Here is a 14,928-nt window from a genome sequence, read left to right on the forward strand (position 1 = left end):
CCCGTTTCAGCGCGAGGCGGCGGCGCGGGTCTCCGCCTCGATGGCCAGCGTGCGCTCCAGCAGGATCTCGTAGATCGGCCGCCCGCCCAGTGCCAGAAACACCATGTGGGCGAAGATCGCGCAGATCATCACCGGCAGCAGCACGGCATAGGCGCTGGTCAGTTCCAGCACCAGCACCATGCCGACCAGCGGGGCGCCGATGGTGGCGGCGAACAGCCCGCCCATGGCGGCGATGGCGAAGGTGGTGTGGGCCTGTTCCGGCAGGGTGAAGAACAGGTCGAGCGTGGTGCCGTAGCAGAGGCCGATGGTGGTCGCCAGCGCGAGGATCGGCGCGAAGATGCCGCCGGCCACCCCGGTGGAATAGCTCGCCATGGTCATGACGAAGCGCAGCAGCACCACGAAGACCAGCATGGCGAGCGGCAGGTTCTCGCGGGTCAGCTGCACCGCCAGCAATTCCCCTCCCTGCGTCGCCTCCGGCCGTACGAACATCAGCACGCCCACCGTCAGGCCGACAAAGGTCGGGAAGATGTAGAACGAGGTGCGCTGCCCCAGCGTGCGCACATGGTTCAGCGACCAGACCAGCGTGCGGTTGAAGACGAAGCCGGCCACGCCGAGGATGGCGCCCAGCACCACGAAGGCCGGCAGCCAGTCATAGGGGATGGTGGCGGCTTCCAGCAGCATGTAGGGCCGGCTGCCGGTGAGAAATTCGGTGACGATGGCGCTGGCGATGGAGGCCAGCACCACGGCGATATAGGTGCGCGAGGAATAGGGAAACTGCCGGCGGGTCTCCTCGATGACGAACAGCACCGCGGCGAGCGGCGCGTTGAAGGCGGCGGCAAGGCCGGCCGCGCCACCGGCGGCGAGCAGGCCACGCATGTCCTCGCCCGACCATTTCATCAGGTCCGAGGCCGCCTTGGCGACCGAGGCACCGATATGGATGGTCGGCCCCTCCCGCCCCAGCACCATGCCGGAGGACAGCGAGAGCATGCCCGCGACGAACTTGACCGGCAGCACGCGATGCCAGCGCACCTCGCGCAGCCCTTCCATCGCACCCTCGATCTCCGGCACGCCGGAACCGCTGGCCTCGGGGGCGAAGCGGCGCACCAGCCAGAGCGAGGCGACCGTCATCGCGGCGGCAACCAGCGCGGCAGCCACATAGAGCGGTAACCCGTCGAGGCCGAGGCCGGTGTCGAGATAGGCCGGCCAGGCGGCGGTGAGCGTTTCGACGCCGACATGGAAGGCCGAGCCGAGCAGGCCGACGACGGCCCCCACCAGAATTGCCACGACGTGATACGCCACGTTCCCCATGCCTGCCCTCACCCTCGCTGACGCCCCGTGCATCGGTAGCATCGGCAGGCGGAGGCTGGAAGGTTTCATGCGGAACGCCGGCCCCGGGCGTGCCCCGGTAACGACCTCTCTTCGGCAGGCGTGGATGGCCGGGTCACGCCCGGCCAGGGCGGCGTAACCCGGCGCCTATGGCAGCTTCGGCGCGTAGACCGACACCGGCTCGACCGTGTCGATCAGGCCGTGGCCCTTCATGAACGCCCCGAAGCGGGCATAGCGGCCTTCGTCCAGCCCCGCCGGGGCGTGGGCAAAGCGGCGCAGCGTGTCGGTCCAGGCGGTGCGGTTCAACTCGTCGTCGAGCTTCGGGTTGGCCTTGACGAACAGGCCCCACGCCTCTTCCGGGTGGTTGAGAATGTAGATGGTGGCGTCCTCGACGGCGGCGAGGAAGCGCTTGAGCCGGGGGTCGGCGAGCTTGTCCGTGTGGGCGACATAGATCAACTCGTCGAAAACAGGCACGCCGTGCTCCTCGGGGAAGAAGGCGCGGCCCTCCTTGCCCTCCAGCCGGATCTGTGTGAGCTCGAAATTGCGGTAGGCGCCGATCACCGCGTCGACCCTGCCGGCGACCAGCGCCGGGGAGAGGGCGAAATTGACGTTGATCATAGTCACGTCGGAGGGCTTCAGCCCGGCGCTCGCCAGCATGGTGCCGAGCAGCGCGTCCTCGAGCCCGGCGACGGAATAGCCCACCGTCTTGCCCTTCAGGTCGGCGATGGATTTAATCGGCCCGTCCTTCAGCACCACCAGCGCGGTGAGCGGGGTGGAAATCAGCGTGCCGAAGCGCGCCAGCGGCAGGCCTTCCTTCACCTGGAGATAGAGGCTCGGCTGGTAGCTCACCGCGATGTCGGCCTGCCCGGCGGCGACGAGGCGCGGAGGGGCGGACGGGTCGGCCGGGGCGACCAGCTCGACGTCGAGCTCATGGGCTTTGAAGAACCCTTTTTCCTGCGCGATGATGAGCGGCGCATGGTCGGGGTTCACATACCAGTCCAGCAGGACGGTGAGTTTTTCCGCCGCGGCAGCGGGGGCAAGGCCGAGCGCGAGCGCAATGAAGGCGGCGCCGGCGTGGGCGGCAATGGTCTTGAACATGGATCTCCTCCAGAGTTGGAGACCCGGCGCGAGCTTTCGGGGGAAATCCGGCGCGGGTGTCACGCGCCGCGTGAGGCCCCGCCGTCGCTCCGTCCCTTCGCCGGCATGACCCGGATCAGGTTCAAAGGGTCTGGCGGCTGCCATCTCAGCCCCTTGATCGGTAAGGATCGCGGGACACCCCTCGGACGCCGCGAGGCTAGCATCGCGCGCGGGACAGGGCAAATGGGTGGGGCGGGATCACTCCGCCGGGCCTCAGTCCCCCCGCCATCCGTCGAGATAGACCGTGCGCTCCACCCCGGCGAAGCGGCCGAGGCGGGCGAGTTCGGCGTCGAGCGCGTCGAGACGGCCCTGCGACGCACGCACGCCCGGCTCCAGCCACAGCCGACGCACATCCAGCGTGCCGGCCTTGCGGTCGGCCTTCATGTCGATGCGCCCGATCATCCGGTCGCCCTCCAGGATCGGGAATACGTAATAGCCATAGACGCGCTTTTCCGCCGGCACGAACACCTCGATCCGGTAGCTGAAGCCGAACAGCCGCTCGGCCCGGGCGCGGTCGCGCAGCAGCGGGTCGAACGGGCTCAGCACGCGCAGCCGCGACGGCGGGGCGGGTAGGGAATCGAACAGGGCGGCGCTGCCGGCGAAGGCGTACGAGGCGCGCGGCTTGCCACCTTCCGCGCCCGCAACCAGCACCGGCTCCAGCCGGTCGCGGTTCGCCTCCACCCACCTCTTCGCTTCCTCCGGCGAGACGAGGTTCCAGAAGGCGGCGATCTCGCCCGAGGTGGCAAAGCCCAAACGCTCCAGCGCCGAGGTGCAGGCCCAGTCGACGAAGGCCTCGCCCGTCACCTCCCCGGCAAGCTGGGGCGCGGGGATGACGCGCTCGGTGAGGTCATAGCGCTTCTGGAACCCCTCGCGCCCGGCAATGGCAAGCGCGCCGGTGCGCCAGTGATATTCGAGCGCGGTCTTCTCCGGGTGCCAGTTCCACCAGCCGCCGGGCGGGCGCTTGCCGGCGACCGGGTCCTGCTCGAAGTCCCGCGCCATCAGCGGGCCCTCGCGGCGCACCCGCTCCAGCACATGGTCGACATAGGTCTCGAAGCCGTTCTCGTGCCAGCTTCTCCAGCGCGTCGCCAGCGTTTCCCTCGCCCGCGCGAATCGGTGCTTCCAATAGGGGAAGAAGGCGCAGGGGATGATGGCCGCGTCATGCGTCCAGTGCTCGAACAGCGCGCCGTCCTTCTCCAGCAGGGCGGTGAGGTGCTCGCGCTTGTAGGAGGGGTTGCGGGCGAACAGGATGTGGTGATGCGCGCGCTCCACCGTGGAGATGCTGTCCACCTGCACGAAGCCGATCGCGTGGATCAGTTCCAGCAGCCCGGCCTTGCTCAGCGCGCCGCGCGGCCGGCTGAGGCCCTGCCTGGCGAGGAAAACGCGGCGCGCGTCTTCATTGGAGAGGTGAAGGGTCATGCCCGCACGGTTTCCGGCGCCCAGGGCACCAGCCGCGTCAGCCCGCGATCGACCAGCGTGAACAAGATCAGCGCCATCGCCAGCAGCACGGCCAGCGCGGCGAACACCATGTCGGTCTGCATGCGGGCGTTGGAATAGATCATGAGATAGCCGAGCCCGGCCGACGCGCCGACCCATTCCCCCACCACCGCGCCGATGGGGGCGACGGCGGTGGCGACCTTGAGGCCGGAGGCGAGGGCGGGGAGGGCGGCGGGAATGCGGATGAAGCGCAGCGTTTTCACCGTACCGGCGCCGCCCAGCCGGGCAAGATCGACCAGCCCCTGCTCGGTACGCGCCAGCCCGTCATGAAAGGCCGAGGCGACGGGAAAGAAGATGATGAGGCTCGCCATCACGATCTTGGAGGCGAGGCCGAAGCCGAACCAGATGACCAGCAGCGGGGCGATGGCGAACACCGGCAGCGCCTGCGCCACCAGCAGCACCGGGCGCATGGCGCGGCGCGCCAGCGGCGAGGCCGCCATGGCGAGCGCGCAGGCGATGCCAAGCACCGAGCCGCACAGCAGCCCCAGCAGCATTTCCCCCAGCGTGATGCCGGCATTGTGGACAAGCACGTCGGCATTGTTCCACGCTGTCATGCCAATGCGCAGCGGACCGGGAAGTATGTAGGCCGGCACGGCAAGAAGGAGCACCGCGGCTTCCCACAGGCCCAGCAGAACAAGAGTGACGGAGAGCGCGCGCCCGATGGCGGCCATGGGGGGATTCCTGCGGGGAGAGTCGTGCATGCGTTGCAGCCCTTATAGCCGCCGCCCTGCAAATGCGCGACGTTTGCGCCGGCAAGGGGAGAGCGGATTCAGCGACGGCCGGCGCGGAGAGACTTGACGGCCGTCAATGCGACGACACTTCTTGAGAGGCAAAGAAGTCTTCATCAGAACCGGGGAGGAAGCCAGATGATCAAGGACATTCTCGTCAGCCTGCGCGTGGCCGACGTTGGGGACGACGTCGCCGGCGATTATGCGGTCTCCGCCGCGGCTGCGCTCGACGCGCATCTGACGGGCGTCGCGGTGAGCTACGAGATCGACGTGCCGCCGGTTTACACCGAGGCCTTTTCCACCGATTTCATCGAGGCGCAGCGGGCGGAGGGCCAGCGGTTGGCGCGCTTCTCGGTGGAACGCTTCGGCGAGGCGGCACGCTCCCTCGGTCTCACCGGCGAGGTTCGGATGATCGACGGCACGCCCGGCGGGGCGGCCGAGCAGATCGGCGTGATGGCCCGCCTCTATGACCTTACCATAGTCAACCAGGCCGACCCGAACAGGCTCGGCCCGGAGGATGTCGTGACCGAGGCCGTGCTGTTCGATTCCGGGCGGCCGGTGCTGGTGGTGCCGCGCACGCAGCAGAAGCCCTTCTCGGCCAAGCGCATCATGGTTGCCTGGGATGGCGGCCGCACCTCCGCCCGCGCGGTGGCGGAGGCACGGGCGCTGCTCGGCCACGCCCATCTGGTCGAGGCGGTGGTGGTCGATAGCGGCAAGCCGCTGAAGAAGAAGGGCGTCGACCTGCCGGGCGCCGATCTCGCCCGCCATCTGGCCCGGCACGACAAGTCGGTGGAACTGCGCACGCTGGTGCCGGAGCGCGGTGAGAGCATCGCCGACGTGCTGCTCAAGGAAGTGGCGGAGCGCGATATCGATATCGTCGTCATGGGTGGCTACGGCCATTCGCGGCTGCGCGAATTCGTGCTCGGCGGCGTCACCCGCGACATGCTGGAGCGGATGACCGTGCCGCTGTTCCTCGCCCATTGAGGCACATCGGCCGGCGCGAAAAGCCAAGCCCGGCGCCCGCGCCGGGCTTTCGTGCTTCCGAGCGCTGCCGGGCCGGTCGGGCGCAAGCTGATCTCAAGATGTGAAGGGACAGGTGTGCCGGAAGTGCTTACCTGTCTGCAGTGGGTCGACGGCACGGAAATCCAAAGGGAAAGACGATGAAAAGGCTCCTCGCCACCACGCTCGCACTGCTCGCCACCGTCAACATGTCGCTGGCCTGCACGGCGGTCGATCTTGTTGCCAAGGATGGCAGCGTCATCGCCGGGCGCACCATGGAATGGGCCTATGACATGCAGTGGCAGTTGGTCAGCCAGCCCAAGGGCACCGAGCTGACGCTGATCGCTCCTACGGCCCTCGACCTCCCGGCCCACAAGGTGACGACGAAATATGCGGTCGTCGGCGTCAATGCCGGCATCATTCCCGGCGGGGCGCTGCTCGACGGGCAGAACTCCGAAGGCCTCTCCATGAGCGGCAATTTCCTGCCCGGCTTCACCCAGTACCAAAGTGTGACGAAGGACGACAAGGAGTACCAGTCCGTGCTGACCTTCGGCTCCTGGGCGCTGGGCAGCTTCGCCAATGTCGCGGAACTGCGCGCCGCGCTGGCGACGATGAAGGTGTGGGCGGACGACACGCTTGAGAGCGGCCCGACGCCTCCGACCCTGCATTTCGTCTTCGTCGACCGCTCCGGCGCCGGCATGGTGGTGGAATATGTGAAGGGCGAGGTGCAGATCCACGACAATGTCGCCCATGTCCTCACCAATGCGCCGACCTATGACTGGCACATCAACAATGCGCGCAACTATCTCAGCCTGACGACGGTGGGCGTACCGAGCCAGCAGGTGGGCAGCGTGAACGTGACCGAGCTTGGGCAGGGCGGCGGGCTGCTCGGCCTGCCGGGCGATTACACGCCCCCCTCGCGCTTCGTGCGCGCGGCCATGCTGCGCCACAATGTCACCGAGCCCGCGAACGCCGGCGAGGCGGCGCAGGCGGTCGGCCACATCCTCAACAATGTCGACATCCCGCTGGGCATCGCCCAGTTTCGCCAGCAGGACGGCACGCTCGGCTCCGACTACACCCAGTGGGTGGTGGTGAAGGACCTCACCAACAACACGCTGAAGATCGCCGATTACGACAACCGGCTGAACTACCTCACCATCGACCTCGCCCCGCTCTTCGCCCAGACGAAGCCGGCGGCACGTCTGGTGACCGAGCTTCCTTACCCGAAGACGAGCGCCGGCGCCGAGGTTCTGGCGCCCTGATCGTGCCGCCCGTCCGGCCCGCTCCCGGCGGGCCGGACGCGAGCCTCCTGCGCGGGTGGACGCTTGCCACCCGGGCTGGCCGCCGGCTTGCATGGTTTCTCGCTCCGGAAGCGAGGAGGCCGTGCCGATGCTCTCGATGCCACCCCGGACGCCGTTGCGCCCGATTCCTTCGCCCCCACCCCTGACCGAGGAGCGGGTGCGCGCTGCCGAGGCGTTCGCCCTCGCCTATGCCCGCAAAAGGGGCGGGCGGGTGCGGGTGCGCCCGGATGTGTGGCTTGAACTGCGGGCGGCCGGGGCGGACATGTCGCTTTATATCTGCGACACGCGCTGAAGGGCGTTCGCGCGCGTCCTACAGGCCGAGCACGGCCTTGAATTCGTCCGGCAGCGTCACATTGGCCGAAGCGTCCTTGAACATCGGGGCGATGTCCGCCGGGGTGTAACCGGCATGGCCGCAGCCGATTGGCGTGAGCTGGAAGCTGAGGTCCGGACGGGCGGCGGCGAATTTCAGGAAGCGGCGGACGAATTTGGCGATTTCAGGCAGCGGCAGTGTCTCGATGTCCCAGTCCTTGGTCGGGATGGCGAAGGCGGTTCCGGTGAGGCCGAAACCGACGCCCCATTCGGCGTCGCGATTGTCGTGCGCCCAGCGCGCCGCCCCGCCCGCATGGATGCCGGCGAGATTCGAGCCGAAGACGAAGATCGGGTTGCGCTCCATGCCGTTGCTGCTCCTGTGCCGTGCCGGTGGGCAGCGCATTCCGCCCCTTTAAAATGGCACCCGCGCGGCGCGCCAAGGGCGCGCACCACCGGGGCGCGCCGACACTCTCGGGCAAAGGATAGGGATAACGGCGATTCTGGTACAGCTGGGTGGGCTCGAACCACCGACCTCCGGTTCCACAGACCGGCTTTGAACGCCGTGGTTGTTAGCTTCTCCGCCGATATGTTGCAACTATGTTGCATGGAGCCCGTGGAAAAGTGCTGTAGCGGGTGTCACTCGGAGAGCAGCCGGGCCTCAATCTGGGCCATGGCGTTTCGATCGTCATCGTCCGATGGGAACAGATAGCCATAGAGATCGAACGTCATCTGGATCGACGAATGGCCCATGAGCGCCTGCACCTTCTTCGGCGGAAAGCCCTGTTCGATGAATAGCGCCGCAGCAGCGTGCCGGAGGGCATGCAGGCTGAACTTCGCATCGGGAACCTGAATCGAATTGCCGTCCTCGCCGAGAGCGTCGCGCATCACTGTCACGCCAGCCTTGATCTGCGCCGGCCAGAACACGCGGTTGAGGATATTCGTGTGTTCCTCGATGCGGCCGGAGGCGTTCGGGAAGACCAACCCGAGAGCGCCGTTTGGGCATTGAAGTTTCCACGCCTTGAGCCCGGTGACGCTGGTCTGCGATAGCGGAATGTCACGCGTGCCGGCTTTCGACTTGGGCGGGCCAAAGGAGCCCTTCCGGTCGACACGGCGCCGAACGTGGATCATGCCCGCGTCGAGATTCACATCCGACCAAAGCAGCCCGCGCAGTTCACTGCTTCGCATACCCGTGAGCATGGCGGTGCGGATGAAGGGCTTCCAGCGGGCTGGGGTGTGCTTGAGGATCGCGGCCAGTTCCGCCTTGGTCGGCATATCGATATGCGGGCCGCTTCGGCGAGCATGCGGCAGCTTCACCTCCCGCGCGGGGTTGTGGGATGCACGACCGTCACGCATGGCCTGGGCGAAGATGGAGGTGATGCAGGAAAGAGCTTTCCGTGCCGACGAGCGCGACAAGATCGCTGCCACCTCATCCACGGCCGACTGAATCATCGGCGCTCCAATCTTCGATAGCTTCGTCTTGCCAAGCCTGGGCTTGACGTGATGCTCATACGTCGAGCGGTAGCGCTCGATCGTCATCTGCTCAAGCCCGACCTCTGCACACTTGGCCAGCCAGCGCTCACCCGCATCGGCGAGCGTGACGCTTGCCGACTCCGCCGTGTGGATGCCACGCGAGACCTCTCCTCGCGCATGCACCAGGAAAGAATCGGCTTCCTTCTTCGTCGTGAACTGACGGTGGCGTCGCTTGCCACCGCCGTCCACATAGTCCGCTTGCCAGCAGGTCTTGCCGGAAGGCAGCGTACGTTTGCGGATGGTCGCCATCAGGCCTTTCCCTCATCAACCGCGAAGGCGAGATCCTCAAGCGCTTCCGCCTCCGTCAGCGCGATGTCGAGCGCGTCGTCCAGGAGGTTCCACTCGTCACCGCGAGACTCCCCCTCATCCAGCGCCAGTTTGGCCAGCCGGATCGTCGATCGCACGCGCCCCGCCATGCCGGGCAAAGCGGAGGTTGCAGGCCTGACGGCCTTGATCTCCGCACCGAACTGCCGAAACAGCTGGCGGTACTCGTCCGGTAATTCGTCGATGTAGGCGTGCATCATCACCTCATGTTTCGCTGCCAGATCGCTCAGAGAGCCAACAGGCATCGCGAGGATTGCGAGGCCGGCAGCATCCGCTGCGGCGAAGTCCTCGCCGGTCATGAGCGCCCTGAAGGCCGTCATGCGGGTGCTGATAGTTCTGTCGTCGTCGGTTGCCTCGAACTCCACCGGGGCTTTGTCAGCCGGCCGATCGGGGTTCGAAGGCCGCCGTGCCGGCGCTGTGCCGGTCTGTCCGGCACGCAGGTCGTGGAGGTGGCGTGCGGCGGCGATGGCGCGATCGACGTCGGTGGGCGTGCGGAGGTTCATTGCTCAACCCTCCGCCGAGACGGCGCGGACGGCCGCGATCGACGTGAACCGCGAGAGGAAGACGCCGGCATGCGCGAGGATGCGGCGCGCCGCTTCATCATCCGGCGGAAGCATGCTGCAGAACTTCGCCGCGACCTGGCGCTCGAGGGCGTCGCGGAGCTCGTCGTTTGTGGCGCGGGTGGCGGGGATGGGGTCATTCGCAGGCAAGCCGATCCCGGCTGCCGATCGTGTGATCGTCATGATGGTCTCCATCGATGTTGAGAAAAGAGGCGTCCGAGCCGAAGCCCGGCTAGAACGAGAGTTAGATGTTGGCCGGGCGGCCTTCGGCCATGCGGGCCTGCTCGGCGACTGCGCGGGCAGCTTCCTTCCGCGAGATCAGATAGATTGCGGCTTGCGTCGACACGTTCGGCATCAGAGCGTGCAGAAGGTCATCGATCACGCGCTGCGGACTGTTGGGGAAAGAGCGAAAGCCAATTGCCCGCATGATCTCGGAGGTCGCTTCCGACAGAGTGTAGGGCTCACCCTCATCATACGTTGATGCGAGTGCATCGAGAGCATTGACCGGAATGGAGTCCGGCGCTTCAGCCATGGCCTGCAGGCGCTCAAGCAATTCCGCTGCTTGTTTATTGGCGGAGGAATCGTGCTCCTCAGCAACGCGGCGCCGCCAGTCCGCTGTGTCCGAAAACTGTCCCGCTAGAGCCTCGGCGGCTTCTTCTCGTGTCGTCATGTGCATATTTCCTCTTGCGTCAGTTCAAGCTGTCAGGCGGTAGCGGCCGGGGTGGAGTCCGGCTTCAAGCTGACGTATCCCGACTGGTGACCACAGTGATGGTCGCGCATCTCGTGCAGTTTGATGTGGTTCTGGTCGAAGATGAAGTCGAACTGGATGACCTCGCGCGAGGTCTCCTCGACACGGAGATTCACCCGTCGTCCGGCGTGGATCTCCACATCGTAAGCCATCAAGGCCAGTGTCTCGGGCGACACCTTGGCTCGCAGGATGCGGATCATGTCCTGCATATCGCTCCATTCCTGCCGCTCCTTCGGGAGGCTCTGGATGTAGGCAATGGCGTAGGTAAGCGCCTTGCCTTCGACGAACCAATCGCGGCCGCTGATTTCCGTGTCGCTCATGCTCTCTCCTCCTTGCCGGCGCCCCGGCGGGTTCTGATTGGCGTAATCAGAAAATATCCGAAATCTTGCGGCCGTCAACTGATATCGGATGAAATACGAAAAGATTTCAGATTTTATCCGATATATCGTTGACGTCGGTATGAAATCGGATTATTTACGAAATCGAACTTGGCTTGTAGAAAGGAGGGAGCCTCAGAGGAGTAGAGATGGCCACGCCTGCGCAGTTAGTTGGAGCCGTTGCCGCGACATTCGGCATCCCAGAAACCACCGTCATCACTCACGACCGCAACTTGGCGAAGGCCGGATTGCGCACGGTTGGGGGGAGGGGGACGGGTGCGGCTCAGATGACCAGCCGCGACGCTGCTCATCTGTTGATTGCGGCGGCGAGTGATGCTCCAGTTAAAGACTCTGTGGAGGTTGTTTTGCGCCATCAGGCGTGCAGGCGCGTGCCTCTAGGGTCGATAGCTGACGCCTTTCCCTCATCGCATTTGATAGACCTTCCAGAAGATCACAGTTTTGTAGATTTTTTGGAAGCAATAATACAGTCATACGTTAAAGGTGAGATTATTGCAGGCAATGATGGTTTAAAAATTGCTTTAGATGAAGAAAAAAATGATGAGGAAAACTTAGAGACCGTGGTTTCATTCTTATTTCGTCTATCAAATCCCTACTTTAGGGCTCGGATAGAGACTTATAGAATTGTGTTTAAGCCAACAAATAATATTGATTTTGAGTACAAGGCTGAATTTGAAAGAAAAATCAATCATTTCTACGTTAATTCGGATGTGAGTGAGTCTCAGGGTTATGATCTGAGGCATGAGCACATTTTCACGGATAGGACCATCAAAACGATCGGCAACCTCCTGAGGGGAGATCCATGAACGACAACCAGCCTGTCGCCGCCGATATATTGCGCGGTGCAGATGAGATTGCAGCCTTCCTAGGTCTCGACAAACGCGCAATCTACCACGCGGCGAGCCGCCAGAAGTTGCCGACATTCCGCCTGGGGGCAATCATCTGCGCTCGGCGCTCGACCTTGCTGTCATGGATATCCGAGCAAGAGAGGAAAGCGGCCTAGCGCTCCACCTCTCCCGGGGCCCGAGCCTTAGCTCCGGCCCCCCGCCGCGTAGTCGGCCCCAGCTTCCCCACCACCCACACACAGGAGGCGCCCGTGCGCATCCTCTCCATCCGTCCCGGCCCGCCGGGATCGGCAGTGTTGGCCCATGTCGATATCGAAGTCGCCGGCCTCCGCATTTATGACGTCGTCATCAGACGGGCCGCAGATGGCTCGCTTAGGGCCTTCCCGTCCGAGCGCGGCCGCAAGGCGACGGTCAGTTTCGGCATTGAATTCGCAGAATCCATCACGCGCGCCGCGCTTCCGGCGATTGAGGGCAATAGCCATGCTGACCGCGACGCAGCCTGACCTTCCCACCTCTCCCGTCCGCACCCACGTCGAAATGCTGCACCGCCTCGCGCAGGGCGTCGACGGGGTTCTTGTCGTGTCGGTATTCAACGCGAGCCTGTCGCACGACAAGGGCATCATAACCCATCACCGCGTCGGCGATGTGGGGGGCATGGTAGCGGCGATAGAGGCCCACCAGGGCACCGTCGGCGCCAATGTCTATGTCGGATTGCAGGTAATGCGCAGCGGCCTCAAGCGTGGCCTTCGGGGCACAGAGGCCGACATTGTCGCCGTCCTCGGACTTGTCGCCGACATGGACGCCGACACTGGCAAGGCCGCCGGCCCGTACCCGCTGCCCCCTAATCTCGTCATCGAGACCTCCCCCGGCAATCTGCAGCCGATGTGGACGTTCGACCGACCTGTGGCGCCTGCAGTCGCCAAGGCCGTTGCGCGGGGCCTGAAGACGGCCACAGGCTCCGACCATGGAACGGCGGATATCGCTCATGTCTGGCGGGTGCCGGGCACGCTGAACTGGCCGAACGCAACCAAGTTGGCGCGGGGCCGCAGCGCCGAGCCCGCTCCTGTGACGGTCGCTGAACCCTGGGACGGCACCCTCACGGACCCGGCGGCTCTGGCGATTGCTGTCGGAGGGCATGACACCCCCGGCGATGCGGCCCCCGTAACACTGGACGACCTTCCGGAGGTGGACGGCATCGAGGTGTCGCCCGACGCTGCTCTTCTGCTTGCCGCTTGCGACGTCGGAGATCGATCCGCTCATGCCGCGCGTGTCGTCGAGAAGTTGGCCTTTGACGGCCATCCGGCAGAGGTGGCGGCCGCGCTGTTCCTGTCGGCAAGCGGGGACTGGCTACAGCGATACGCCAGCGACGTGCGCGCGAGGACGGACTTTGCGCGGATGTGGGGACGGTTCGGCGAGCCGCATGCCCAGGCGCGAGAGGCTGGAGAAGCCATGGCGGCGAACCTCAAGGCGAAAGCAGCGAACGATAACGAGCCGCAGTCTGCGGAGGTCTCGCGCAAGCCACCTCTGTTCATTTCATCGGGCGATTTCGTGCGTGGATTCCGTCCGCCAGATTATCTGCTGGACGGCATCATGCAGTCGGGGTTCCTGTACTCACTCACAGGCCAGACCGGCGCCGGTAAGACGGCGGTGGCGCTCCTGTTGTCCGCCTGCGTAGCCCAAGGGATGCCCTTCGCCGGCCGTGAGACTAAGGCCGGACGGGTCTTCTACTTTGCCGGTGAGAATCCCGACGACGTCACCATGCGGTGGATTGGCCTATGCCACGCGCTCGGCCTCGATGCCGACGACCTGGACGTGCACTTCATTCGCGGGGTGTTCGATATCGACCAGTTTCTTGACCACATCCGCGCGGAGGCCGACCGCCTGGGCGGCGTCGGGTTGATCGTGGTTGATACCACCGCGGCATACTTTCTGGGCACCGACGAAAATTCAAACGTGGAGATGGGCAGGTATGCCCGCCTGCTCCGCGACCTCGCGCTGCTCCCGCCGCGGCCTGCGGTGCTGGCGGCATCACATCCGGTAAAGAACGCGACTGCGGACACTCTACTTCCTCGAGGGGGCGGCGCCTTCTTGAACGAGCTTGACGGCAACCTCACTCTCGCCAAGCGCGGCGACGCATCGTCCCTACACTGGCTCGGGAAGCATCGCGGGCCGGACTTCAAACCGTTGCTCTTCGACATGAAGCAGGTGACGGCGCCGGGGCTCGTAGATAGCCGAGGGCGCGACATTCCGACCGTCCTTGCCTCTCCCGTTGGCGAGGAGGAAGTTGCGCAACGTGCGGATGCCGGCAACCGAGACGACGATGAGATCTTGCTGGCCATACGCGCCAACGGCAATCGCTCGCTCTCGGATTTCGCCGCGGACCTCGGCTGGTACTCGGAAGATGGGAAGGGCGACAAGCAGCGCGCCGCCAACGCTACCGATCGCCTCAAGCGCCAGGATTTGGTCCAATACGCCGCGCGTGTCTGGAAACTTACGCGGAAGGGTGTGGAGGTGGCCGGCCCCATTGCCGAGCGCGTCCACATGCGCAAATCCGGCGAGCGCCTCGCCGAGACCGTGGTATCCAACCGGAGAGGCAGGGCGCCTCGGGGCAAGAACCGTAGCGGCTCCAGCCGTAGCGCGGCATAGAACACACTACGGGTACAGAGAATAACCCTTCAATATCAATGCACTATAGCCGTAGCGCGCGAGATGTGCAGCAGTAAAAACCCATGCAACGCGGCGAGAGGGGGGATTTCATCCCCTCTCTGCCGCAAGGGTCGAAAATCAAGTCGTAGCGTAGCTTACCTTTACTAGGGGGCATCAAAACGCTACGGAGTAACAATTATATAGTTATATCAATGATTTAACCCCGTAGCGCAGCATGTTATTGTGGCGCGTGCTACGCTCACGGGCACCCCTAAAAAATAAGTCCGAAACTCGCGGGGTCGCGCGTGAATGACCCCCGCCGTTCCTGCGGCCGAAGGCGCCAGGGGACCTCGACGCCCCCCCCCACCCACAGGGGGGTGGGTCGGTTCCCTAGGGCGCTTTGACCCCGGACCGGCGGGGTAAGAAAAGTTTCACATCCGCAAAATTCGGAATTCCAAAATGGCTCGACCGAGGAAGCCGACCGCTGTCCTCGAGTTGAAGGGCGCGAGGGCACTGGCGGCCAGTGCCGCGACTTAGGACAACTCGGCGCCTCCGATCATATTCCGCCCACCGACCGGTGCCCGCG

General features: G+C 65.0%; 17 protein-coding genes and 1 riboswitch. Of the genes, 7 read left to right on the plus strand and 10 right to left on the minus strand.

The window, feature by feature from the left end:
- Positions 1 to 6: 6 nt before the first annotated feature.
- The 4 genes from clcA to EV667_RS06555 form a co-directional block, all read right to left on the minus strand.
- Positions 7 to 1,308 carry a H(+)/Cl(-) exchange transporter ClcA gene (gene clcA, locus EV667_RS06540; protein ID WP_131834446.1) on the minus strand — a complete coding sequence of 434 codons (1,302 nt, stop codon included), beginning with the start codon at positions 1,306 to 1,308 and terminating at the stop codon, positions 7 to 9.
- 165 nt (positions 1,309 to 1,473) lie between these two features.
- Positions 1,474 to 2,424, minus strand: a complete 951-nt coding sequence (locus EV667_RS06545; RefSeq protein WP_131834447.1) for an ABC transporter substrate-binding protein — start codon at positions 2,422 to 2,424, stop codon at positions 1,474 to 1,476.
- Between the two features lie 75 nt (positions 2,425 to 2,499).
- A riboswitch (TPP riboswitch) is annotated at positions 2,500 to 2,616 on the minus strand.
- 60 nt (positions 2,617 to 2,676) lie between these two features.
- On the minus strand, positions 2,677 to 3,879 hold the full coding sequence (locus EV667_RS06550; RefSeq protein WP_131834448.1) for a winged helix-turn-helix domain-containing protein: 1,203 nt from the start codon (positions 3,877 to 3,879) through the stop codon (positions 2,677 to 2,679).
- Positions 3,876 to 4,628 (minus strand): ABC transporter permease, encoded by a 753-nt coding sequence (locus EV667_RS06555; RefSeq protein ID WP_131834449.1) that lies wholly within the window; start codon positions 4,626 to 4,628, stop codon positions 3,876 to 3,878. Before EV667_RS06555 ends, EV667_RS06550 begins: the two co-directional genes overlap by 4 nt.
- 195 nt (positions 4,629 to 4,823) lie before the next feature.
- On the opposite strand from EV667_RS06555, the gene EV667_RS06560 reads away from it, so the two are divergent.
- The 3 genes from EV667_RS06560 to EV667_RS06570 all read left to right on the plus strand — a co-directional run bounded on the left by EV667_RS06560 (position 4,824) and on the right by EV667_RS06570 (position 7,277).
- On the plus strand, positions 4,824 to 5,669 hold the full coding sequence (locus tag EV667_RS06560) for a universal stress protein (protein ID WP_131834450.1): 846 nt from the start codon (positions 4,824 to 4,826) through the stop codon (positions 5,667 to 5,669).
- A gap of 176 nt (positions 5,670 to 5,845) precedes the next feature.
- Positions 5,846 to 6,946: a choloylglycine hydrolase family protein gene (locus EV667_RS06565; RefSeq protein ID WP_131834451.1), complete on the plus strand. Its 1,101-nt coding sequence runs from the start codon at positions 5,846 to 5,848 to the stop codon at positions 6,944 to 6,946.
- Positions 6,947 to 7,073: 127 nt separating this feature from the next.
- Positions 7,074 to 7,277 (plus strand): hypothetical protein, encoded by a 204-nt coding sequence (locus EV667_RS06570; RefSeq protein ID WP_245516009.1) that lies wholly within the window; start codon positions 7,074 to 7,076, stop codon positions 7,275 to 7,277.
- An 18-nt stretch (positions 7,278 to 7,295) separates the two neighbouring features.
- Here the strand turns inward: EV667_RS06570 and EV667_RS06575 are convergent, their stop codons facing one another.
- The 6 genes from EV667_RS06575 to EV667_RS06600 form a co-directional block, all read right to left on the minus strand.
- The gene (locus EV667_RS06575; protein ID WP_131834452.1) at positions 7,296 to 7,658 is read right to left on the minus strand and encodes an A1S_2505 family phage non-structural protein; all 363 of its coding nucleotides are present in this window, start codon (positions 7,656 to 7,658) and stop codon (positions 7,296 to 7,298) included.
- Between the two features lie 272 nt (positions 7,659 to 7,930).
- Positions 7,931 to 9,073 carry a tyrosine-type recombinase/integrase gene (locus EV667_RS06580; RefSeq protein WP_131834453.1) on the minus strand — a complete coding sequence of 381 codons (1,143 nt, stop codon included), beginning with the start codon at positions 9,071 to 9,073 and terminating at the stop codon, positions 7,931 to 7,933.
- Entirely contained in the window at positions 9,073 to 9,651 is a 579-nt protein-coding gene (locus tag EV667_RS06585) for a hypothetical protein (RefSeq protein WP_131834454.1), read from the minus strand. The genes EV667_RS06580 and EV667_RS06585 overlap by 1 nt, the downstream gene beginning before the upstream one ends.
- 3 nt (positions 9,652 to 9,654) lie before the next feature.
- Complete coding sequence (locus tag EV667_RS06590) at positions 9,655 to 9,891, minus strand: hypothetical protein (RefSeq protein ID WP_245516010.1); 237 nt, start codon at positions 9,889 to 9,891, stop codon at positions 9,655 to 9,657.
- A 61-nt stretch (positions 9,892 to 9,952) separates the two neighbouring features.
- Entirely contained in the window at positions 9,953 to 10,378 is a 426-nt protein-coding gene (locus EV667_RS06595; protein ID WP_131834455.1) for a hypothetical protein, read from the minus strand.
- Positions 10,379 to 10,410: 32 nt separating this feature from the next.
- The gene (locus EV667_RS06600; protein WP_131834456.1) at positions 10,411 to 10,776 is read right to left on the minus strand and encodes a hypothetical protein; all 366 of its coding nucleotides are present in this window, start codon (positions 10,774 to 10,776) and stop codon (positions 10,411 to 10,413) included.
- A gap of 206 nt (positions 10,777 to 10,982) precedes the next feature.
- Here EV667_RS06600 and EV667_RS06605 point away from each other — a divergent pair, with 206 nt between their 5' ends.
- The 4 genes from EV667_RS06605 to EV667_RS22535 all read left to right on the plus strand — a co-directional run bounded on the left by EV667_RS06605 (position 10,983) and on the right by EV667_RS22535 (position 14,342).
- Positions 10,983 to 11,657 carry a hypothetical protein gene (locus EV667_RS06605; protein WP_131834457.1) on the plus strand — a complete coding sequence of 225 codons (675 nt, stop codon included), beginning with the start codon at positions 10,983 to 10,985 and terminating at the stop codon, positions 11,655 to 11,657.
- Entirely contained in the window at positions 11,654 to 11,854 is a 201-nt protein-coding gene (locus tag EV667_RS06610; RefSeq protein ID WP_131834458.1) for a MerR family transcriptional regulator, read from the plus strand. Before EV667_RS06605 ends, EV667_RS06610 begins: the two co-directional genes overlap by 4 nt.
- A 93-nt stretch (positions 11,855 to 11,947) precedes the next feature.
- Positions 11,948 to 12,199, plus strand: coding sequence for a hypothetical protein (locus EV667_RS06615; protein ID WP_131834459.1), 252 nt, complete (start codon positions 11,948 to 11,950; stop codon positions 12,197 to 12,199).
- Positions 12,177 to 14,342 (plus strand): AAA family ATPase, encoded by a 2,166-nt coding sequence (locus tag EV667_RS22535; RefSeq protein ID WP_165901560.1) that lies wholly within the window; start codon positions 12,177 to 12,179, stop codon positions 14,340 to 14,342. Before EV667_RS06615 ends, EV667_RS22535 begins: the two co-directional genes overlap by 23 nt.
- Positions 14,343 to 14,928 lie beyond the last annotated feature (586 nt).

Source organism: Ancylobacter aquaticus (assembly GCF_004339465.1).
Lineage (GTDB): Bacteria > Pseudomonadota > Alphaproteobacteria > Rhizobiales > Xanthobacteraceae > Ancylobacter > Ancylobacter aquaticus.